Source organism: Pseudoalteromonas sp. LC2018020214 (assembly GCF_016598755.1).
GTDB lineage: Bacteria > Pseudomonadota > Gammaproteobacteria > Enterobacterales > Alteromonadaceae > Pseudoalteromonas > Pseudoalteromonas distincta.
Genome location: NZ_CP066804.1, coordinates 3,602,467 through 3,623,674, shown reverse-complemented (window position 1 = coordinate 3,623,674; position 21,208 = coordinate 3,602,467). Strand labels below are relative to the sequence as shown.

Genomic DNA, 21,208 nt, shown 5'->3' with positions numbered 1-21,208 from the left:
CAGTACCTAAAATAAGAATATCTTATTTAGTTGAGTTAAATTTACGCGGCTCTACAATGCCGCGCTCATAGTAAAAGCCTTTTAAAACAGATGTTTATTAAATGTTTTTATTTCTGTTTTTAATTAACATTTATGTAACGAGCGAGGTTGCTTTGGCGCATTATTTGCCTATATTGTCTTCATTTATTTTGGTTTTTAGTTTTTTACCATTACTAAACAAAATTCGAAAAAATCGTAGTGTCTCTGGTTTGTCACTATTAATGATGACATTTGGATTAGCACAAAGCCTTTATTTTATAACCTACAATGTTTTCTTTGAGCGCTATTATATTGCGTTACCATTTATTGTAACCGGTGCGTTAAGCGGGCTTATTTTATATTTTTTTGCACGTTTCAACGCAGCTAAACGAGAACGTGTACAGCTGGTTACTATGCTAGGTTTTTCGTTACTGCCTTTTTCACTGCTTTTAAATTCAAGCCTTGATACTGCAACGGTATTAAGCGCTTTAACGTATGTTGGCCTTGTGATGAGTTCGGTACGTGTTATGCCGCAAACTTATAAAACATTGCGTACGGGTAATGTGAGTAATTTAAGCGCGCGCTACTTTAGCTTGCAGTTTATTGCTGGTATTTGCGGCTTAGTTGTTGAGCTTACAACAGTTGCTCCAAGCACGGCGCACTTACTTATGTTTATTATGCTATTGCTTACCAATGCTGTGCAATTTGGTTGTATGCAATACTATAGAATGCGACCTGTAATGGCTTAAAAACAAGCTACTTAAGTTCCTATTTAGCCTAATTTATGGCAAATTACTTTATCTAACAAAAGGATAAAGTATGAATTGGAATCAGTTTGGCTATATTTGCCGTGTTAATAGCTCTAAAACACTAAGTGCAGAGCAAAAAGATGAGCTAAGTACACAGTCCCATTTAAATATGTATGCCAATAGCGGGTCGCATAGTAAATTAGCGCATAATCTGGTGATGCAAATTGCATCTCAAGATGAAGCAACATCGCAAAAGCAAGCTGCGTATTATCAATGTTTACCGGAATTAGTTAACGAATTTAAGTTTGAGCACAAGGGCTGGCTTAGTTACTTAACCATTGTATTTGTTATTTATGTTTTATCCTCTTTGTTGTATCAGTCTTTTGTTGTGCCTACTTTTGTAGAGATATATAGCAAGCATACTATTTCTTTAAATCATGTATTTGATGATTATTTTACGTACTGGTATGTGCCAATTATTTTACTCGTTTTATTGCTGAGTGTTATTTTTACCGTTATTTTAAAGCTAAAAAATGTAAGTGCTCTCACAGAGCTAAAGCCTTTTTCGGGTTTATTTAAATTTCTTACTCCTCGTCAATTAATTAATGAGCATAACTCTTTAATTACCACGCTATTATTTCCAAGTAATCATAAAAAGGGTGTTAAAGCCTCTACACCTCAAACCCAGCACTTAGCTCAATGCGAGCTGCTAGGTTTAGAAACCCAAGAAGAATTTAAAGCGTTATTAAAGCAGCAGCTAAAGTTACTTAATACACATATTAAAAGCTTTATAAGTAAGCTCGTTATTGTTTATGGTTTGGTCATTGTTGTGTCTATTTGCTTATTTGTGAAAGCGGCTTATCAACCACTATTTATGCTAGGAGAAGTGCTATGAGAACAAAAGGATTTACGTTAATAGAGTTGATGGTGGTGGTGTCTATTATTGGTATTTTAGCTGCGGTTGCGCTACCTCAATACAGTAAGTATATACAGCGAGCAGAACTTGTTGACCCACTTGCAATGGCTGCTGCCATTAGAGAAGACGTTACGGTTTATTATGTTGAAAACAGGCGTTTTCCAGCAAGTAATGAACAAGCAGGTGTGCCTGCAAGTAAATTTTTGATTGGCAATCGGGTAACGGGTATTACAGTTGATAATGGTGCTATTCATATTAGCTTGGGTAATAAAGCTTCACAGCTTTTGAAAAATACAGTTTTAACATTCAGACCGGCTGTTGTAACGGGAAGCCCTACAAGCCCAATTGCGTGGTTATGTGGGTTTGACGAGCCGGTAACTGGCATGCAAGCGGTTGGCGAAAATAAAACAACAGTACCAAAAGAAATTTTACCTTCAGCGTGTATATAAAATAGTTTGGGGAATTAAAATGCAATTAACTATTCATCAAATTGATGCGTTTACGAATGAGTTATTTAAAGGTAACTATGCGGCAGTGATCCCATTGAAATCGTGGCTAAGTGACGATTTAATGCTAAAAATTGGTGCTGAGAATAACGTATCTGAAACTGCTTTTACCTGCCTGCAAGACGATGGAAGTTTTGTTATTCGTTGGTTTTCGCCTTTGATGGAAATCGACTTTTGTGGTCACGCCACACTTGCTGCAGCTTATGTTTTATGTGAAGAGCATAATATATCGCAAATTCACTTTATTGCTGATGCCGTAGGCGAGCTAATCGTTAATAAAAACGCTGATGGCAGCTTTGCAATGACCTTTCCTAAACAAGCACCTATTGAGGTACAAAATGTACCGCAGTCATTGCTTGATGGCCTGTCTATACAACCGAGCAAAGTGCTTAAAAATCGCCAAGCTTACTTTGCTATTTATGAAAATGCCGATCAAATACTTGAATTAAAAACTAACTCAGAGCTTTTAAAAATGCTTTATCCACTAGATGTAGTGGCTACAGCACCTAGTGATGATTACGATTTTATATCTCGTTATTTTTGGCCTGCAAGCGGTGGCGACGAAGATTATGTAACGGGCTCAATTCATACTGGCTTGGCACCTTACTGGGCGCAGCAATTGGGTAAAACTACGTTAAGTGCTTATCAGGCTTCAAGCAGAGGCGGGCATTTAATTTGCAAAGTGGATGATACAACCGTCACTTTGACTGGGCATGCTGTAAGGTATTTAAAAGGCACTATTTATATTTGAACTGTGAATTAAGTTATAAAAAAGGCCACGTAAATCGTGGCCTTGGTTTACTCAATTAGTAGAGGTGTTTTATGCTTCTAGCGCTTTTGCAATTAAGCGATCAATATATTTCTTATGCGCTTTAGTTGCTGTATCTGCACCCCAAGCAACACTGGTATCGGCTATTTGAGTTAGCTGATATAACGCTGCTGTTTTAGCTAAGTTATCGTATTTGCTTGCTTTACCAAGGCCTGCAATCGCGATTAGCTGGTTAACATACTCAATTTGTAAGTTGTGGCTAATAGAGTTTGCGTCTTTGCTTTTCACAAAAATGCTGGCGGTTAAATCTTCCATAAACTGAGTTAGGCTATATTCGTTACCGTACAGAGCTGTGTCAGAAATACGCAGTAATACCGCTGGGTGTAATAGCTGTGCAAGTACAGACTTTTGCATCCCTAAAATCATTTGGTGTGCTTTAGGGTCTTCATTTTTGCCAAAGTGATTAAAGCCACGACGTTGAAGCTGTAAGTAGCTATAAAGAGGTTGCATGTTTTGTAGTACATCTGGTGCAAATACAAACTTTGCTAGTATGTTCATTGCTTGTGTTTGACGCTCAAGCGATACCGGTGTAAATGGTTTATCTGCATTTGTATCACCCACTACAGCGCGCTCAACGTACACACCACCAATCTGGCGAGAAACAACACCTGCTTGAGCTCGGTACTGACCAAATAAGCTATTAGCAGAGGTAACAAGCTGTTGGTAAGACTCACCTTTAACCGTTGCTTTATCTTTTAGCTCAGTAAATAGTTTATTAATTAGTGCCATACGATCTGCGCCATAGGCAGCAGGGTTTGACGACAAATCACCAATCATTACACGTGGATCGATATGGCGACCTGGTGCGCGCATATCGTCTGCATCGTTACCAAAGGCAAGGGCATGTTCACTTGAACGAGCAAGTATTTTTTCAAGTCGAGCTTGCTCAGCAGCTTCATCTGCAAGCGCTACGCTGTAGCCATAGTTAATTGCCCAATCATCGTAAGGACCTGGTTTTGTTTGAAAAATATCACCTTGCTGCACACCAATTGGGGCAATGTTAGCGGGTGCATAATCCATAACAGAACCGGTTACTATGCCTTGGGTTTTGTTTTTATCGTGTACTTCTTTTTCATCCCACAAAATTGATGATTTCATATTATGGTTAAGACCTAAAGTATGGCCAACTTCGTGAAGTACCAATTGCGTTAGACCTTGGCGAAGCATTTCTTTATCTTCAATTTTGTCGCCGCTAGCAAGGCCTTTGGCAAGCATTAGATTTTGTTGAATCTCATGCCCAAGAGAGCAATTTAGCTCGCCGGTATTTGTTGTTTCACCGTGGCTCATTGTTCCTTGTGTGAAAAGTGTGTCGTAAATCCAGCGGTTTTTCATAAATACAAACTCAAGCATAATGTCTGAGCCCAGTATTTCGCCTGTTAATGGGTTAGCAAGTGCTGGCCCGTATCCGCCAAATGGAGGCTTAGGTGACGAAGTCCAACGCAGTACGTTGTAATTGATATCGCCCGCATCCCAGTCTGCATCGTCTGGTTGTACTTTTACCTCTAAGGCATTTTTAAAGCCGGCTTTTTCAAAAGAGGTATTCCACGTTAAAACAGCGTCACGAATAGTATCGCGCCATTCAATGGGTGTGGTGTTTTCTATCCACCAAGTAATTGGTTTTATTGGCTCTGAAAGCGCTGCACTTGGGTCTTTCTTTTGTAAGTCCCAGCGTTTTATAACATCTTGATAAGGTGCCCAATCGGTAGATGTCATTTGATCAAATTGATTTGTAAAATAACCAATGCGCGCATCATCCATACGTGGTGCGTAGTTATTGCTAGGTAGAGCGACAAACGAGTGCTGAACTTTTACCGATACGCTACGCGGGTCGCTTACTGCATTTGAGCCACGTACCGTTGGGCTTGGGTTAGTAAATACGTAATCAACAACCACGTCTAAGTTATTAGGGTATGGACGCTGTTTAATAATGCGTGATTTTTTATCGTCTAGTTTACCTACTTTAAAGCGTTTTTTAGCGTTTTTATCTGCTGGATTTGGCGTAGGAGATACTTTATGAAGTGCTTCGCTTAAAAATAACTTATTTACATTAAGTGCTATTTTACCGTCTTCTTCTTTTTCTATTTTAATGCTCGCAAGTACCGCTTCACTAATATTGGCATCACTTGCTTTTGAAATTGCACTACTTTCGTCAAATTTGTAGCGAGGTGTTTTGCTAATAATATCGATACGGTCAAAGTATTTTCTAAATTCAATTAACTTAGTTTCGCGGTAAGAACCACGATAATGGCCTGCATCTGTAACGCCATCGACAGTGTGCGCAAAATACACAAATGGCGTATTGAGTTGGGATTCGTCAATCACCATAAGGTGCTTACCGGTTTTTTCGTCTTGATAAAGGCTAAATATACCGGCAAATTCGGTTTGTCCTTTGATCATTTCGCTAAGTGTTTTTGACTCTTTTTCGTCTTTTTTATCGGCTGCAAATGCATGGCTGCCAAACGCTAAGCTAAGCGCAAGGGTGATGCTCGTTAATTTCATTTTGAGACTTTTAATATTTGTTAATTTAATTGGACTGTACGTAAATTAATTTAATTTCGCACATCTTCGCGATGAAATTTAAGTGTTTAACGTTAATTAACTGATATTAATGAATAAAAGTTTGTAACAAAATATAACGAATGAGGTGAGCTGCATGTAAAGTTATATTCTATAGCCCTAAATAGCAGTGGCATATATCCATTTGTAACAGTTGCTTACAAATGTCACCTTAATGTTTCATATGGCTCTGGTATTATGGCGTTAATAGAATTTTGGGGATAATAGGATATGCAAACAAATTCACTTAGATGGGTTTTTCCATTTGTGGCGCTCATTGTTGGTGTTGTTGGCTTTATGGGAATAAATGCCATTGCACAAGAGCCAGAAAAAAAAGAAGTAATTGATACTCGTCCAACAGTGCAAGTTGAGCCTGTGGCAGCAAATGATCACCAAGTTATTATTAATAGCTACGGTGAAGTAAAGCCTCTTGAAAATACACAGCTCTCGGCGCAGGTGTCGGGCGAGGTGTTAAGTTGGCATCCTAATTTTGTAGCCGGTGGCATAGTTGCTCGCGGTGAAACCTTATTCACTATCGAAAAAGACAACTATGAAGCAGCAGTACTTGTTGCAGAGGCCGAGCTTGCTCGCGCACAAGCGGGTTTAATAGAGGAACAAGCTCAAGCTCAAGTAGCCGAAGACGAAGCCAAGCGCTTTCCAAGTAAAGCGCGCACAGATTTATTTTTACGTAAACCTCAAGTGCTCAGTGCTCAAGCATCTGTTAAGTCGGCGCAAGCAGCATTAAAGCGCGCGCAACGTGATTTGGATAATTGTGATGTTACAGCCCCTTACGACGCATTGGTGATTAGCCGAAATATAGGTGTTGGACAGTTTGTCACTATGGGTTCGCAAGTTGCTGAACTCAATAATATTGAGACCGCTGAAGTGATTATTCCTATCGCAGGGTTCGATAGCGTTTTTTTGCCAGAACGTATTAAAGGTATTACCGCAACGATTATTCAAAAAGGCCTAAACAGCTTCACCCGTGAAGGTGTAATTGACCGCGACCTAGGGATTGTTGATAACGCTACGCGTATGAGTAGTTTAGTAGTGCGTATAGAAGACCCATACGGTCTTAAAAACATACAACCAGCCATTAAGTTTGGCAGCTACGTACAGGTAAATTTTGCAGGTGCAATGCTTAATAATATTTACCGCTTACCGCAAGCTTTAGTTAACAACCAAACTGTGTGGGTAGTAAACGAAAACCAAGAACTAGAGCCACGTAAAGTAACGGTTATTCGTGAAGAGGGTGAGTATTTTTACATTAGCAGTGGTTTAAATGCCGATGATAAACTTGTTATTACTCTACCTGAATACCCGCAAAAAGGAATGCAGGTTAAAATTGCAGGTGTAGCTACAAAACCTGAAAGCTCAGAAACGAGCACTTCAAACACGCAACAGCTGTAGGGTGTAATAGTTATGAGCGAGTCAATACAACAAAAACAAACAGGGCTAATTGCCTACTTTGCTAATAATTCAGTAGCCGCTAATTTAATGATGTTTTTTATCATTATTATGGGGGCTATAAGTTACTTTACGATTCAGCGTCAAATGTTTCCTAATGTAGAGATTAACTACATTAATATTGAGGCTAATTACCCAGGTGCCTCTCCTCAGGAAATAGAAGAAAGTATTCTTATAAAAGTTGAAGAGTCACTTAAAGATATAACCGAAATTAAAAAAGGCGTGTATCGCGCATTTAGAAATGGCGGTACAGCAAGTCTTGAAATAAACACCGATGCAAAACTTACTGATGTGCTTGATAAAGTAAAGTTGCGTGTTGATGGTATTGCGACTTTTCCGGCCGGTATGGAACCGGTCACCATAAGTCAGGTTGAGTTTAGGCAAGACGTAATAGGTATGACGCTCGTTGCTGACTTACCACTTACAGAGCTTAAGCCTATAGCAAACCAAATAGAGGATGAGTTACTACAGTTATCTAACGTGTCGTTAGTGGTAAACGATGTTCCTCTTGATGAAATAGCAATTGAAATAGAGCCTGATACGCTGCGCCAATATAATCTAACCCTTAGTGATGTAATGAATGCGGTACGCCGTTACTCAGCTAACTTTTCGGCGGGGCAGCTAAAAACAGACGCAGGTGTTATTTCTGTTCGCGTCGAGAATCAGTTTTACTCAGGTGAAGAGTTTAGGCAAATTCCGGTAAAAATTGGCGAGTATGGCGCTAAAGTTTTACTGCAAGATATTGCCGTGATTAAAGATCAATTTACCGAAGGTGAGCGCTACTTTAAGTTTAATGGCGAAAACGCGGTGTATTTATCGGTAAAAGCAACGCAAGAGCAAAACATGATTCCCGTTGCGGATTCGGTTAAAGCGTTTATTGATCAAAAAAATAAGCAGCTACCGCCAGGTATTCGATTAGAGCCATTAATGGATATGACCTACTACCTAAATGCTCGCCTTGATATGATGAAAGCTAACCTGTTTCAAGGTGCAATTTTGGTGGCAATTATGTTGTCGTTATTCTTGCGATTTAAACTAGCGCTTTGGGTAATGATTGGCTTACCTGTATGTTTTTTAGGGGCCATGATGATGATGCCGCTATTTGGCATTAGCATTAATATTATTTCGTTATTCGCTTTTATAATGGTGCTCGGCATCGTGGTGGATGATGCCATAGTGATAGGGGAAGCTGCCTACACCGAAGTTGAAAAAAGCGGCGGTGGTGTAGAAAATGTTGTGCGTGGCGCTAACCGAGTCGCGACCCCTGCAACCTTTGGTGTGTTAACAACGATTGCTGTATTTGCACCATTCACAATGTCGAGCGGGCCAGAAAGTGCCTTCTTTTATGGTATAGCTGTTGTAGTAATGCTGTGTTTAGTATTTAGTTTGATTGAATCAAAGCTGATACTGCCAGCTCACATTGCTCATACGCACTTTTCGCCGATTAAAAAAGGTGGCTGGCGCGATCGCTTCAATACACGCTTTTTTGGTTTCGTAAATGGCCCATACAAACGTTTTATTGCTAAGTGTGTTGATTGGCGCTGGACTGTTTTGTTTGCTTTTATTGCAATGTTTATAATCAGTATTGCACTTATTACGTCTAATAAAGTACGTACAGTTCCAACTCCTAAAGTGCCGCACGACTTTCCACAAATACAAGTTGAAATGAACGACAACGTTTCTGACTTACAAACCATTGCCGCTATTCGTGAAATAGAGGCTATGGTACTTAGAGTCGATGAAGAAACAGAACGTGAGTTTGGTCAAAAAATTATTCGTGATGTATTGGTATTTAATCAAGGCAGAACCGAGTCGCAGTTACTTGCGCCATTGGTTGACGAAGACTCACGTCCATACAATGCATTTGAGCTTTCGCGACGGTGGCGTGAGGCTATGCCGACTATTGCTGGTATTAAGTCGTTAACTATTCAAGACGATGTTGGTGGCGGCGGTGGTAATGGTGGCGGCGAGTTTGGCTATTTATTGTATGGTTCAGACATAGATACTTTAAATCAAGCGGGTCGTCGTTTTATTCAATTACTTCAACAGCAAAAAGGGTTGTTTGATATTAGTTCAACCATAGATCCTGCGAGCAAAGAAGTGCAAATGAGCCTTAAACCAGTTGCATACGATTTAGGCTTAGATTTGGCAGGTATTGCAAATCAAGTGGGTGCTAGTTTTTATGGTGGCGAAGCACAGCGCGTAATCCGAAACGGCGAAGAAGTACGCGTAATGGTACGTTATCCTAAACTGACTCGCGAAGCATTTTCATCGCTTAAACACACTGTAGTGACCACCCCACAAGGGCGAGAAGTACTTCTTGGTGATGTAGTAGAGCTAACTGAAACGCCAGGTATTAGCTATATACGCCGTGAAGGAGGTTATCGTACCGTGTATGTTTATGGCAATATTGATGAAGAGCAAATTGAGCCAGGCGAAGTGGTTACGCAAGTAAAAGAAAACTTACTGCCACAGCTAATTGAAGAATTCCCAAGTGTTAAATCAGAGCTTGGTGGCGCCATTGAAGAGCAGCAAGCTCAAGCTAATGAGCAAATAATGTTTTTTATTGGCGGAATGATTTTAGTATACATACTGCTGGCTGTTCCGCTTAAAAGCTATTCACAACCGCTTATTGTAATGTCGGTTATTCCGTTTAGCTTAACTGGCGCTATTTGGGGTCATTACTGGTTTGATTTAGATATGAGCTTAATGTCGGGCTTTGGCTTAATTGCTGCTGCAGGCGTTGTTATAAACGATTCCCTAGTAATGACCGATTACGTAAACCAAGTTCGCCGCGAGGGTGTTAGCGTTAAACATGCAGTAATAGAAGCAGGTTGTGCCCGCTTTAGAGCAATCTTATTAACATCAATCACTACCTTTGCTGGTGTATTGCCCATTATGTTTGAAACAAGCCTGCAGGCTAAGTTTGTAATACCTATGGCAGTAGCACTTGGCTTTGCTGTTATGTTTGCAACGTTAATAACGCTTATATTAGTACCGTGTTTATATATTATTCTAGGTGATATTGGTGCCGTATTTAAACGCCCATTTAAAAGCCGAGCTGTGAAAGTCTCGTAGATAAAAAGCATAAAAAAAGCACTGACCGTTATTAACGCTCAGTGCTTTTTATTATCTATTTATTGTTGTTAAACTGGCTACAACAATAATTAATCTTTAAATTGCTTATGGCAATCTTTACAGCCTTTAGCCCATGCGCCAAAAGCTTTACCAATTACGGCCTTATCGCCCGATTGAGCCGCTACTGCTAGCTCATCTGCGTATTGTTGGAATGCAGTTGCTTTTTTCATAAAAGTATCGTTTTCAGACCAAACAGCAGCAAGTGCAGCTGTGTCGCCTTTATCTGTTCCTTCGTAAAACGCTTCCCATGGCATTTTTGAAAGTGCAGCTGCGTTGTTAGCACGCTTTTTAAATTGCTCTGCGTCAAAAGGTACTTTACCTTTTAGCATTGCGCCCATGTCACCAATTTGTACTGAGATCATTGAAAACGCTGCTTGGCGGTATTCAATCGCGTCACTTGGCTCTTTAAATGCAGAATTTGCCGATACGCTAAATGCACACGTTGCCAGCGCTATTGTTGCTAATACTTTTTTTAATTTCATGTTTGCCCCTTTTAAAGTAATTGTTAATCCTGTTTTATATTAGCTTCTTTAAATGTTCAAGTTAATATATGTGCTTAATAATTGTTTCTTTAACTAAGCATACAATGATTACCCTATCGTTACATCTATTGTCTTTATTGTTAATGACTGTAAACGCCTCGTTGTTATTTTGATTGTTGTTGTGTAACGTCACGTCATCATAAAAATAACTAACAAAGAGAGTTTATGAAAAATAATATTTTTAAAATGTCAGCATTGTCTGCTGCAATAGTGGTATCACTTTCTGGTTGTGGAAGTAGTGATGACGATAATAAAAATAGCGTACCATTAGTTACTGACGTAGCGCCTAAAGCGAGCGATGTAGTTGTTGTAGATTTAAAACAATGGATCCCTGTTACTGCAGAATTTAAAGCCAGCGATAACGATGGCGATGCACTTACATTTAGCTTCACTGAAAATGGTGAAGAAGTGGTTGCAGAAGATGGCGTATTCACATTTAGTCACGGTACTCTAACTGTAGAGGGAACATCATTTACTTATGTTCCAATGACGGATGATGATGCAGTTATTGATTACACTGTAAACGCAAATGGTAAAACGGCTTCTGCACAAATAAACATTTCAGGAGTTGTTGGTGACCCATTAGCAAATCAACAATGGCACCTAAATAATACAGGCCAAAAAGCATACTCATTAAGCGATGAAATGAAGCAGGGCTTAGTTAATTTATATGTAAATCTATTTGGCGATACCGAAGAAGAAGCGCAAGCAAGTGTTGATACTAGTTTTGCTAATGCAGAAGCTACAGGTTTGGTTGCTGGTGAAGATATGAATGTAACAGCCGCTTATGCTCAAGGCGTTACAGGTGCTGGTGTAACTGCTGTTGTTGTTGACTCAGGTATGGAAATTCGCCACGAAGATTTAGTAGATAACGTATTACCAAATCGTTCTCTAAACCTTAACGCTGAAGCGCTAGACCGTACAGATCCTACAAGTACATCAAACAGTGGTGACCACGGAACAAGTGTAGCCGGCTTAATTGCAGCAAAAGGTTGGAATGGCAAAGGCGGCCGCGGTGTTGCACCTGATGCAGGCTTAATCGGTATGAACTACCTTGGTGGAGATAAAGTAGCACAAACTGATTTACTTGCTCATGGCTTCCCTGGTAGTGGTATTAGTACGTCTGAAAATATTTCAGCGTTTAACCGTAGTTATGGTATTACGTTCCCTACGTTTATCGGTTATTCAGAGCTAGATGAGGCAATTGAATCTTACCCTAACCTTAACCTTCGTGATGGTAAAGGTGCGCTAAATATGAAATCTAGCGGTAACTCATTTGAAGACGGTGGCGATGAAGGTTCTTTATGTGCTGACAATGGCGCAAATGACTTAGGTTTAACTTGTTATAATGGCGCCTTTGAGCCAAGCCAAGGCCACCCTTATTATTTAAGTGTTGCTGCAGTAAATGCTAATGGTAAACATACTAGCTATTCTACAGCGGGTGCTAACGTAATGGTGTCGGCTCCAGCGGGTGAGTTTGGTCGTTATGCTCCTGCAATGGTAACAACAGATCAAATGACTTGTATAAATGGTTATTCAGGTTTCAATGGTGGCTCTATTGCAGCATGGGCTGCTGCTTACGGTGAAGAGTTTGCTGCAAGTCAATATCCATTTAACTATCCAGGCCATGCAGATAATGCAAGCTGTAACTATACTTCAACGTTTAATGGTACATCATCTGCTGCGCCAAATGCATCGGGTGTGGTATCGTTAATTCTTTCGGCTAATCCTGATTTAACATGGCGTGACGTTCGCCATATCCTTGCATCAACTAGCACTTTAATTGATGCAGATAATGCTGCTGTTAAATTAACAGTTGGTGAAGGCGAGTTTGTTGCTCATGACGGTTGGATTGAAAACTCTGCCGGTTATAACTTCAATAACTTATATGGTTTTGGTCGTGCAGATGCTGGAGCTGCGGTTTCTATGGCTAAATCTTACGATGTTGCTTTAGGTGAACAAGTTATTACTCAGTGGAGTGGTGTTGGTTCAGCAGTTGCTGAAGACGCACTTGCACTTGAAATTCCAGATAACAATGCAACGGGTCTTACACAAGAAATTGAAGTGACTGAAGAGCTAAGCATTGAAGCAATGCAGTTTAAGTTCGATGTAAGTAACGCTGAAATGGGTTTTGGCTTAAGCGATGGTACACAAACTTCAGCCGGAACAGATTTAGCTATAGAAGTTACATCGCCAGCGGGTACACGAAGTGTATTACTGTCATCTAAGCAAGCTTTATTCTACCCAGCATATAGTTTCACTAGCAGTTGGAGTGTTGGCTATATACTAAAAGATGCAGTAATGCTTTCAAATGCGTTTTATGGTGAGTCGACTAAAGGCACTTGGACAGTTCGTTTACTAGACACGAGCGCAGATAGCTATGCACTTAGTAAAGGTGATGACAATGGTTTAGGTGTAGTAGGTATTAGCAATAATAGTTCAGCAAGTGTTTTAGAGGGTGTGTCTTTACGCGCATTCGGTCACGCAGGTCAAGAGTAAGGATTATGAAAATGAAAGTTAATAAATTAATCGTATTAAGTGCTGCTGCGTGTATTTCTTTTAGCGCTACGGCAAACACAAGCTTTGATAAAGAGCTTCAACTACCAAAGAAGCAAGCATCTAGCTTAAAGTATACTAAAGCTGATTTTGGTTCTTATAAAGTAGAGAAAAATTTACGCTTAGTGCCATCAAGTGTTGCTGCCGATGAGCATGTAGTTATGCAAAAAGGCGACATGGCGGTTGTTAATGTTGCAAGTACATCTGATGTAGTAACTAAAGGGTCATTAGTTCGTAATATTCTTACTAATAACTTAAGTTCTTTATCAGGTAATATTACGGTACTTTTAAAAGATGGTATTACTGCTAGCGACATTGCTGCAGCGGCTGGATTAAAAGTGGTGTCTGTATTTCCTGGTACTAAGATTGCCGTTTTAGCAGTGAATGATGGACAAGACATTTTAGTTGCAGCAGAGCAGTTAAATGCTTCAGGTTATGCTAAAGAAGCTAGAATTGAAGTGCTAGAGACGATTTATACTGCACAATAAGTTATTTTATTAAATAAGCTTATTTAATAAAAACCCCGAGTAACATTAGTTGCTCGGGGTTTTTTTATAAAAAAATTAATCGTTTATATCAATATCTGCAAATATCATCCCGCGACGCATGCTTCTAGTTGCTAAGAATACCTCACCAAGTAACGACATAAATGCACATATAAGCAAAGCCATTGCTGCTACAAAGCAACTTGCAATGGTAACGCCTAAGTTTATAGATTGAATGTGCGATAAAAATAACAACATAACCACAGCGCATACAAGTAATGCGCTTAATACACTTAAACTAAAAGCAATATGAATACATCGAGAACGCTTTAAAAGGGCGCGCAGCTCTGTAGCGAGTGATTTATTAAAGTCCTCGTCAGTACTTACTTTTAATCTGCGTTCTAACTGACGTGCCCTATCGGTAATTCGTGCCAAACGATTAGATAAAACACCTAAAGTAGCGGCAATACCCGTGATCAAGAATACTGGGGCAACAGCTGTTTGAATTACTTTAGCCATAGTTAAAATATTTATTACTTCGTTATTCATTCCTACCCTTAATCAGTTGAGCTTGAAAATGACTTATATATCTACAGAGTACCTGATGTAGGCTTATTAAGAAAAGAGGAATTACGTTGATTTACTTTACATAGCTTCACAAACTAAATCACAACACAGGTTATTTTTAGGTATATTTAATTACTTAATAAAAAATAAAAAACAACAAGGACTTTGACTGATGAAACGTACTCCATTCGCACTTGCTGCATTATCGCTAGCTATTTTAAGTGGCTGTAATCAAGCCCCTGAAGAAACCAAAAAAAATAATACACAAGTTAAAACGGTTCAAGTTGCACAAGCTGTTGCGCCGGTTGCTAAAAAAGTGCCTCATGAGATGACTATTCATGGTGACACACGTGTAGATAATTACTATTGGTTACGTGATGACGAACGTAAAGCGCCAGAGGTTATTAACTATTTAGAAGCTGAAAATACATACACAGATGCAATGCTTGCACATACTAAAACGCTGCAAAGTGAATTGTTTGAAGAGCTAAAAGGGCGTATCCAAAAAGACGATGATTCAGTCCCAGTTAAAAACGGTGATTATTTTTACTCAACGCAAACACGCGGCGATAACGAGTACACTACTTACTTACGCAGCAGCGATTTTGCAGGTACGGATCAGCAAGTTATTTTAGATGTAAATGAGCTTGCGAAAGGCCATGATTATTATGCAGTAAGTGGCTTAAATGTAAGCCCGAATGGCAATTTAATGGCTTATGGCGAAGATACTGTTAGCCGTCGTATTTATAGTATAAAAATAAAAGATTTAACAACCGGTAAATTACTCGAAGATACACTTGAGGGCACCAACGGCGGTATAGTTTGGGCAAACGATAATAAAACTGTTTATTACATTAAAAAAGATTTACAAACTTTATTAGGTTATCAAGTTTATCGTCATACATTAGGTACACCACAAGCTGATGATGAGCTAATTTACGAAGAAACTGATACCAGTTACTACATGGGTATGAGTAAAAGCAAAGATGAGTCAGAAATTTATATTTGGCACAGCAGCACGGCTGCATCAGGCGTATCGGTACTAAGTGCTGATGATACTAAGGCAATGCCTAAACGCTTAATTGAGCGCGAAGCAGGGCTTGAATATGAAATATCTAAACTAGGGAATACTTACTACATTGTAACTAACTTAGATGCTGTAAATTTTCAGCTGATGAAAGTGGATATTGATAAAGCTGGTGACAAAGCAAATTGGCAAAGTGTGATCCCAGCGCGCGATGATATTAAGCTCGAAGGCATTGATTTATTTAATGACTACTTAGTTTACCAAGAGCGTGAAATGGGCCAATCAAAGTTGATTGCGCGTGATTTAAAAACAGGTAAAGAGTTACCACTGAGCTTTAACGATAGCGCTTATACAATTGGTACTTATGGTAATAACGATATAGATAGCAGCACGTTACGAGTTTACTACACGAGCATGACTACACCTGGTTCATCGTACGATGTAGATTTAGCGACTGGCGATAAAAAGCTACTTAAACAGCAAGCTGTATTAGGTGATTTTGATGCTGATAATTACGCCTCAGAGCGTATTTTTGTAACAGCACGTGATGGTATAAAAGTACCGGTAAGCTTAGTTTACCGTAAAGATGCGTTTAAAAAAGATGGTACTAACCCACTACTGCAATATGGTTACGGCTCTTATGGCGCAACCATGGACCCTACTTTTTCAAGCACGCGTTTGAGTTTACTTGACCGTGGCTTTGTATTTGCAATTGCCCATGTACGTGGCTCGCAAATGCTAGGTCGTCCTTGGTACGAAGACGGCAAGCTACTCACTAAAAAGAATACGTTTAATGACTTTGTTGATGTAACTAAAGCATTGGTTTCTCAAAAGTATGGCGCAAAAGACGAAATATTTGCGTTAGGTGGCAGTGCTGGTGGCTTATTAATGGGCGCAGTAGCAAACCAAGCGCCTGAGCTTTATAAAGGCATGGTTGCTGCGGTACCGTTTGTAGACGTAGTAACCACGATGCTTGATGCGAGTATTCCGCTTACAACAAATGAATACGGCGAGTGGGGTAATCCGAACGAAAAAGCGTATTACGATTACATGCTGTCTTACTCGCCATACGACCAAGTATCTAAGCAAGCATATCCTAATATGCTAGTGACGACTGGCTTGCACGATTCACAAGTTCAATACTTTGAGCCTGCAAAATGGGTTGCTAAGCTGCGTGACTATAAAACTGATGATAATAAGTTACTGTTTAAAATAGATATGGAAGCAGGGCACGGCGGCGCATCGGGTCGCTTTAAACGCTTAGAAGATACCGCGCTAAACTATGCATTTATGCTTGATTTAGCGGGTATTAAAAAGTAGTTAATCTTTATATTTAAATAGATTTAACTCAATAAGGTGCTTTTTAAGAAAGCACCTTTTTTTGTGGTAAATTAAAGCTAAACATAGTGCCTTTACCAATTTCACTTTGTACGTAAATTTCACTATCCATCAGTTTTAATAACCCTCTGCAAATGGCCAATCCTAAACCACCTTGCTGGCGCCCCTCTTTATTAGAATTACTTGCTTGGTAGTGCGGGTCAAAAATAGCATTCAGCTCATCTTCTTTTATACCTACGCCTGTGTCTGATACATGCACAAATAGTTGATTATCGTCACTGCGCTTTACATGTACTGCAATGCTGCCACCGCGAGGGGTGTGCCTAATTGCATTGTCAATTAAGTTACTTAACACGCGCTCTAATTTAGCTATATCGGCAACCACAGGAAAATCACAAATCGCAGGTTCTACCGACAAACTAATGCCCTTTTTATCAACTGCTAAACTAAATTTTGCCATGCAATCGTAAATGAGTTCACCTAAATTAAAGGTTTCTTTGTTTATACTTATTTCGCCATTTTCTAAGTGAGCAAGTTCAAATATTTGCTCTATGAGTAGCTTTAATTGCCCACAATTATTAAGCGATACCTGTAAGTATTCTTGTTGTTCTTTTTGACTTAATTGCTCACCTGACTGATTTAATACTTCTAAAAATCCCTGCAGTGAAGCAAGTGGGGTACGTAGGTCGTGCGATAAGTGAGTTAGCAACTCTTTGCGTTGTTTATCGCCTTGTTCAAGCGCTTTAAACTGCTCGTTAATACGGGTAAGCATGGCTTGAATACTTCGCCCTAAACTATGCACTTCGTTACTTTTTTGCGTTGAATAGTTACTTAGCTTGGTGTCAGTAAGGCTGTAATTAGCGGCTTCAATATTGCTAACATCACGTGCTAAGCGCTGTATTGGGTTGGTAAAAAAGCGTAGCAAAATTAGCATCGCAATAAATAAAAAAGCGAGTGCAGAGCCAAGCCATAAAGCGGCCAGCCATAACTTATCATTATTTTTTACAGTGCTTAGTGAGGTATCGTAAGCCTCACCACCAATAATTACATATAAATAGCCTTGTAGCTTATCTTGATTAAATACTGGCGCGGCTGAAAATATTTTTTGTTGCTCTTTATTACGAGGATTATCACCATAAATAGGTGCAGCGCTTGGGTCGTTAATCAGCCTTTTTAAAGGCGTTAAACTAATGTGCGTGCGTTTAACTTTACCCGGCTTTGCTGAGTAAGTAAGAATTTTTCCGGTTTCGTCTACAAAATAAAATTCAAACGCAGGACCTAATAACATCAAGGTATGAAAGAGGTTCTCAAGCGCTTTATAGTCGTAAACACCTTCTTTTATTAGTGGATTATCTTGTACTAAATGCTCGGCAAGCGCCAAATGTAAATTTTGCTCAGCATGATGTTTTGAGGTGAGTTCTAATTGCTTGCTCCAGCCGTAAACTAGGGCGCAAATAAAGCAAAAAATCACGACTAGCGATATAGCTAATTTTTGATACAAAGATAATTTCATAATAGGTGTCTTAATTGAGTTGGCTAGGGTTTAGTTTGTAACCAACACCCCAAACTGTTTCGATGATAGGCGCTTGTTGGTGTTCTTCTAGCTTGGCACGTAAGCGGTTTATATGTGAATTAACCGTGTGCTCGTAACCACTGTGTTGGTAACCCCATACCTTATCGAGTAACTGCTGGCGGCTAAAAACATGATTAGGATGGCGTGCAAAGTAAACGAGTAAATCAAATTCGGTGGCGGTAAGGTTAAGGGCTTGTTTACCTAAATACACTTGGTGCGAACTAAATTCTATGTTGAGTGAGCCTACATTTAGTGTTTGTTCGCTATCAATGGGGGAGTTGTCGTTGTTTTGGCCAGCGAGTAGTTGTGCTCTGTGGCGTAATTGGGTTTTTACTCTGGCTTGTAATTCGCGTGCAAAAAAGGGTTTACAAATATAATCATCGGCGCCCATTTCAAGGCCAATAACTCTGTCCATATCGCTACTCAGCGCGGTGAGTAAAATAACGGAGGTAGTTGGGTAATGCTCTTTTATTTTTCGGCATAAGCTCAAACCATCCATTTGCGGTAAGTTTATATCGAGTAAAATAAGTCCGTAGGGATGCTTAGCTATTTTTTTTAAGGCTAGTTCTGCGCTTACAACATGATCAACATGTAAGTTAAGCGACGTTAGCTGCGTGGTAATTAATTTACCTATTTCTCTGTCATCTTCTACTACTAATATTTTTTCGTGACGCATGTATAACCTCGTAAAAAGGGGGGCATCCGTGCTCCCTTACTTCCCCATTACAAGCTGGAACGTTACTGCGTGCGCGTAATTACTATTTTCGATACTGGGTTATCAAACTTATGTTCAACACCAAGTGCTGATGTAGATAATCCATCTTGATTTGAAACAATGCCTGGATGCATCGTTATTATATCGGCTGTATCGTCACGTATTTCGTTAAACCCTTCGCCGCTAGCGGCAGGACCTGGCACAGTTTCAGCTGTTTCTGTATTTGCTTCCGTACCCGCATCATAAGCAGTCGTAGTGCGTGATAACGAACCGCCAACTTCTAATGTTGATACATCTAAAGAACTAAGACCGGTAAAAGCATCATTTGTATTCCCAAGCATGGCAGCAAATGACAAATTAAGCGTTTCTTGCTCTTCAACAGTAATGATCACTGTGGTGGTTTCACCAGGGCCAATAGCGCCTTCAGCTGAAACTGCAGCAAGTGCACTTTCGTAGCTGAGGTATTCTTCATTTGCACCGCTTTCTGCAAGCATTTCTAAGCCCACAGAAGCTGTTGTACCGAAGGTCCAAGGTGCTTCATCTTCAAAAGCAATGACAGAGAGTGGTGACAAAGGCTGTCCTGCAGTTAAGTTACTAAAAGTAATAGTAAACTCACTGATCACAGGTTCTACAACAATTGGCTCAACAACGACCGGCTCTTCAACAACTGGGTCGTTATCATTATCGCTACACGCTGCAAGTGTGGTTGCAAGTGCAAGCACTAGTAGACTTTTTTTAAGGTTGTTAGCAGATGACATAATCATGCTCCTACTTAACTGTAACGGTTAATTGCGCTACTGGGTTTAACCATCTGTGTACTGTATTACTTAAATCGCTATTACCCGCTTCTAAATCGTCATCACCTAAGCTACCCGGGTGAATATGAATGTTAGTATTTGTATCACCACTTAATACACCTGTACCGCCAGTGCCAGCGTCGCCACCTGGAGCCGCAGGAATACCCGGAGTGCCTGGTGCGCCAGAGCCTTCAACTACAAGCTCATTGTTTTGTTCTGTGCCTGCATCGTAAGCATTTAAATTAATTGTGTAAGTACCCGCTTCTGTTGGGATTTTCCAGCTGTTTAAGCCTACAAAGCCATCATTAGTTGGTAGCATCATTGCAGTTAAAGATAGGTACTCGTTACCGTCGGTAGTGGTAAGTGTTGCCGTTGTAGATGCGGCTGGTGCAAGTAAACCTTCAGCTGGATTTGCAGCCATATCACTGCCCGCTGCAGTTGCTTGTGCAACTAGCTCTGCAATATTGCCGCCTTCAGCCATTGTTTGTAGTGCTGTAGATGCCTCTGTTGCTACTTCAAACAGTGTGTCTTCGCTGTTGTGTGCTGTAATTAACAGTGGAGTAAAGTGAATACCTTTGGTTAGGTTAGTTACTTTTAGGTCTAATTCTGCGGCCATAGTCGATTGGCTAGCTGCCGCTAAAAGAATTGCGATTGTTAATGTAGAAGTTTTCATTATTATTTCCTGTAAGTGATGATTCGAGTTAAGTATTGAATAATCGTCTCCAGAAACTCTCACAAACTTATCACTTTTTTATCACAAGATTTCACGCTGTGATTTTTAAACATAAATACGTTGGTTGATTTGTAGACATTTGTTTAGTTAAGAGGCAACATACATAAAACAAAAAGGAGAGTGTTATGGAAGAAAATCAACAGGTTGAACCAGTTAATAAAGATGACCGTACGTGGGCTATGTTATGCCATTTAAGTGCGCTTGCTGGGTTTGTTGTGCCGTTTGGCTCAATAATTGGGCCATTAATTGTGTGGTTAATTAAAAGAGATGAAATGCCAGTTGTTGACGTGCACGGTAAAAAGGCGCTTAACTTTCAAATAACGATGGCAATTGCATATGTAGTTTGTTTTGTACTGATGTTTGTAGCAGTCGGCTTAATATTACTACCTATAGTGGCAATTTTTGGGTTTGTAATGGTTGTAATGGCAAGTATTAAAGCTAATGAAGGTAAAGAGTTTAATTACCCGTTTAGTTTAAATTTGATAAAATAAACACACAGTTTATTTTTATACCAATTGCATTAAATTAGTGATCTATTATAGCGATAAGAAAATAGCTCAATAACAAGGCTAAAATTATGATACATAGTTGTTCTATATAAATAATTTTTAACGTAGCTAGTGAGTTATTTGATACGCTAGAATGCTCATGTTTTTAATAAAATTGGTATTATAAACCCAGCTATAGGCTGGGTTT

General features: G+C 39.6%; 17 protein-coding genes. 10 read left to right on the top strand and 7 right to left on the bottom strand.

Going from position 1 to position 21,208, the window contains the following annotated elements; all coding sequences use genetic code 11:
• Positions 1–152 precede the first annotated feature (152 nt).
• The 4 genes from JG479_RS16230 (at position 153) to JG479_RS16215 (ending at position 2,940) form a co-directional block, all read left to right on the top strand.
• A complete protein-coding gene (locus JG479_RS16230; RefSeq protein WP_200220346.1) occupies positions 153–767 on the top strand; it encodes a PQ-loop repeat-containing protein in 615 nt (204 codons plus the stop codon).
• Between the two features lie 70 nt (positions 768–837).
• Complete coding sequence (locus tag JG479_RS16225) at positions 838–1,662, top strand: hypothetical protein (protein WP_200219662.1); 825 nt, start codon at positions 838–840, stop codon at positions 1,660–1,662.
• Entirely contained in the window at positions 1,659–2,132 is a 474-nt protein-coding gene (locus JG479_RS16220) for a pilin (RefSeq protein ID WP_200219661.1), read from the top strand. The genes JG479_RS16225 and JG479_RS16220 overlap by 4 nt, the downstream gene beginning before the upstream one ends.
• Positions 2,133–2,151: 19 nt before the next feature.
• Complete coding sequence (locus tag JG479_RS16215) at positions 2,152–2,940, top strand: PhzF family phenazine biosynthesis protein (protein ID WP_200219660.1); 789 nt, start codon at positions 2,152–2,154, stop codon at positions 2,938–2,940.
• 69 nt (positions 2,941–3,009) lie between these two features.
• On the opposite strand, the gene JG479_RS16210 is transcribed toward JG479_RS16215, so the two are convergent.
• A complete protein-coding gene (locus JG479_RS16210; protein ID WP_200219659.1) occupies positions 3,010–5,517 on the bottom strand; it encodes a zinc-dependent metalloprotease in 2,508 nt (835 codons plus the stop codon).
• A 288-nt stretch (positions 5,518–5,805) separates the two neighbouring features.
• On the opposite strand from JG479_RS16210, the gene JG479_RS16205 reads away from it, so the two are divergent.
• Both JG479_RS16205 and JG479_RS16200 read left to right on the top strand, forming a co-directional pair.
• A complete protein-coding gene (locus JG479_RS16205; protein ID WP_149603378.1) occupies positions 5,806–6,984 on the top strand; it encodes an efflux RND transporter periplasmic adaptor subunit in 1,179 nt (392 codons plus the stop codon).
• 12 nt (positions 6,985–6,996) lie between these two features.
• Positions 6,997–10,119: an efflux RND transporter permease subunit gene (locus JG479_RS16200; protein WP_200219658.1), complete on the top strand. Its 3,123-nt coding sequence runs from the start codon at positions 6,997–6,999 to the stop codon at positions 10,117–10,119.
• 89 nt (positions 10,120–10,208) lie between these two features.
• On the opposite strand, the gene JG479_RS16195 is transcribed toward JG479_RS16200, so the two are convergent.
• Positions 10,209–10,661, bottom strand: a complete 453-nt coding sequence (locus JG479_RS16195) for a c-type cytochrome (RefSeq protein ID WP_024595584.1) — start codon at positions 10,659–10,661, stop codon at positions 10,209–10,211.
• A 225-nt stretch (positions 10,662–10,886) separates the two neighbouring features.
• On the opposite strand from JG479_RS16195, the gene JG479_RS16190 reads away from it, so the two are divergent.
• Both JG479_RS16190 and JG479_RS16185 read left to right on the top strand, forming a co-directional pair.
• Entirely contained in the window at positions 10,887–13,220 is a 2,334-nt protein-coding gene (locus tag JG479_RS16190; protein WP_200219657.1) for a S8 family serine peptidase, read from the top strand.
• Between the two features lie 11 nt (positions 13,221–13,231).
• Positions 13,232–13,765 carry a S8 family serine peptidase gene (locus JG479_RS16185; protein WP_197121519.1) on the top strand — a complete coding sequence of 178 codons (534 nt, stop codon included), beginning with the start codon at positions 13,232–13,234 and terminating at the stop codon, positions 13,763–13,765.
• Between the two features lie 75 nt (positions 13,766–13,840).
• Here JG479_RS16185 and JG479_RS16180 read toward each other — a convergent pair whose 3' ends face one another.
• A complete protein-coding gene (locus JG479_RS16180) occupies positions 13,841–14,311 on the bottom strand; it encodes a DUF2721 domain-containing protein (RefSeq protein WP_002960170.1) in 471 nt (156 codons plus the stop codon).
• 190 nt (positions 14,312–14,501) lie between these two features.
• On the opposite strand from JG479_RS16180, the gene JG479_RS16175 reads away from it, so the two are divergent.
• On the top strand, positions 14,502–16,676 hold the full coding sequence (locus tag JG479_RS16175) for a S9 family peptidase (protein ID WP_200219656.1): 2,175 nt from the start codon (positions 14,502–14,504) through the stop codon (positions 16,674–16,676).
• A 43-nt stretch (positions 16,677–16,719) separates the two neighbouring features.
• Here the strand turns inward: JG479_RS16175 and JG479_RS16170 are convergent, their stop codons facing one another.
• The 4 genes from JG479_RS16170 to JG479_RS16155 form a co-directional block, all read right to left on the bottom strand.
• Positions 16,720–18,207 carry a sensor histidine kinase gene (locus JG479_RS16170; protein WP_033021861.1) on the bottom strand — a complete coding sequence of 496 codons (1,488 nt, stop codon included), beginning with the start codon at positions 18,205–18,207 and terminating at the stop codon, positions 16,720–16,722.
• Positions 18,208–18,217: 10 nt separating this feature from the next.
• Positions 18,218–18,943, bottom strand: a complete 726-nt coding sequence (locus JG479_RS16165) for a response regulator transcription factor (RefSeq protein ID WP_200219655.1) — start codon at positions 18,941–18,943, stop codon at positions 18,218–18,220.
• A gap of 62 nt (positions 18,944–19,005) precedes the next feature.
• A complete protein-coding gene (locus tag JG479_RS16160; RefSeq protein ID WP_024607274.1) occupies positions 19,006–19,740 on the bottom strand; it encodes a spondin domain-containing protein in 735 nt (244 codons plus the stop codon).
• A gap of 10 nt (positions 19,741–19,750) precedes the next feature.
• On the bottom strand, positions 19,751–20,452 hold the full coding sequence (locus JG479_RS16155) for a spondin domain-containing protein (RefSeq protein WP_002962336.1): 702 nt from the start codon (positions 20,450–20,452) through the stop codon (positions 19,751–19,753).
• Between the two features lie 185 nt (positions 20,453–20,637).
• On the opposite strand from JG479_RS16155, the gene JG479_RS16150 reads away from it, so the two are divergent.
• Positions 20,638–21,003 (top strand): DUF4870 domain-containing protein, encoded by a 366-nt coding sequence (locus JG479_RS16150; protein WP_002962338.1) that lies wholly within the window; start codon positions 20,638–20,640, stop codon positions 21,001–21,003.
• The last annotated feature ends 205 nt before the right edge of the window (positions 21,004–21,208 follow it).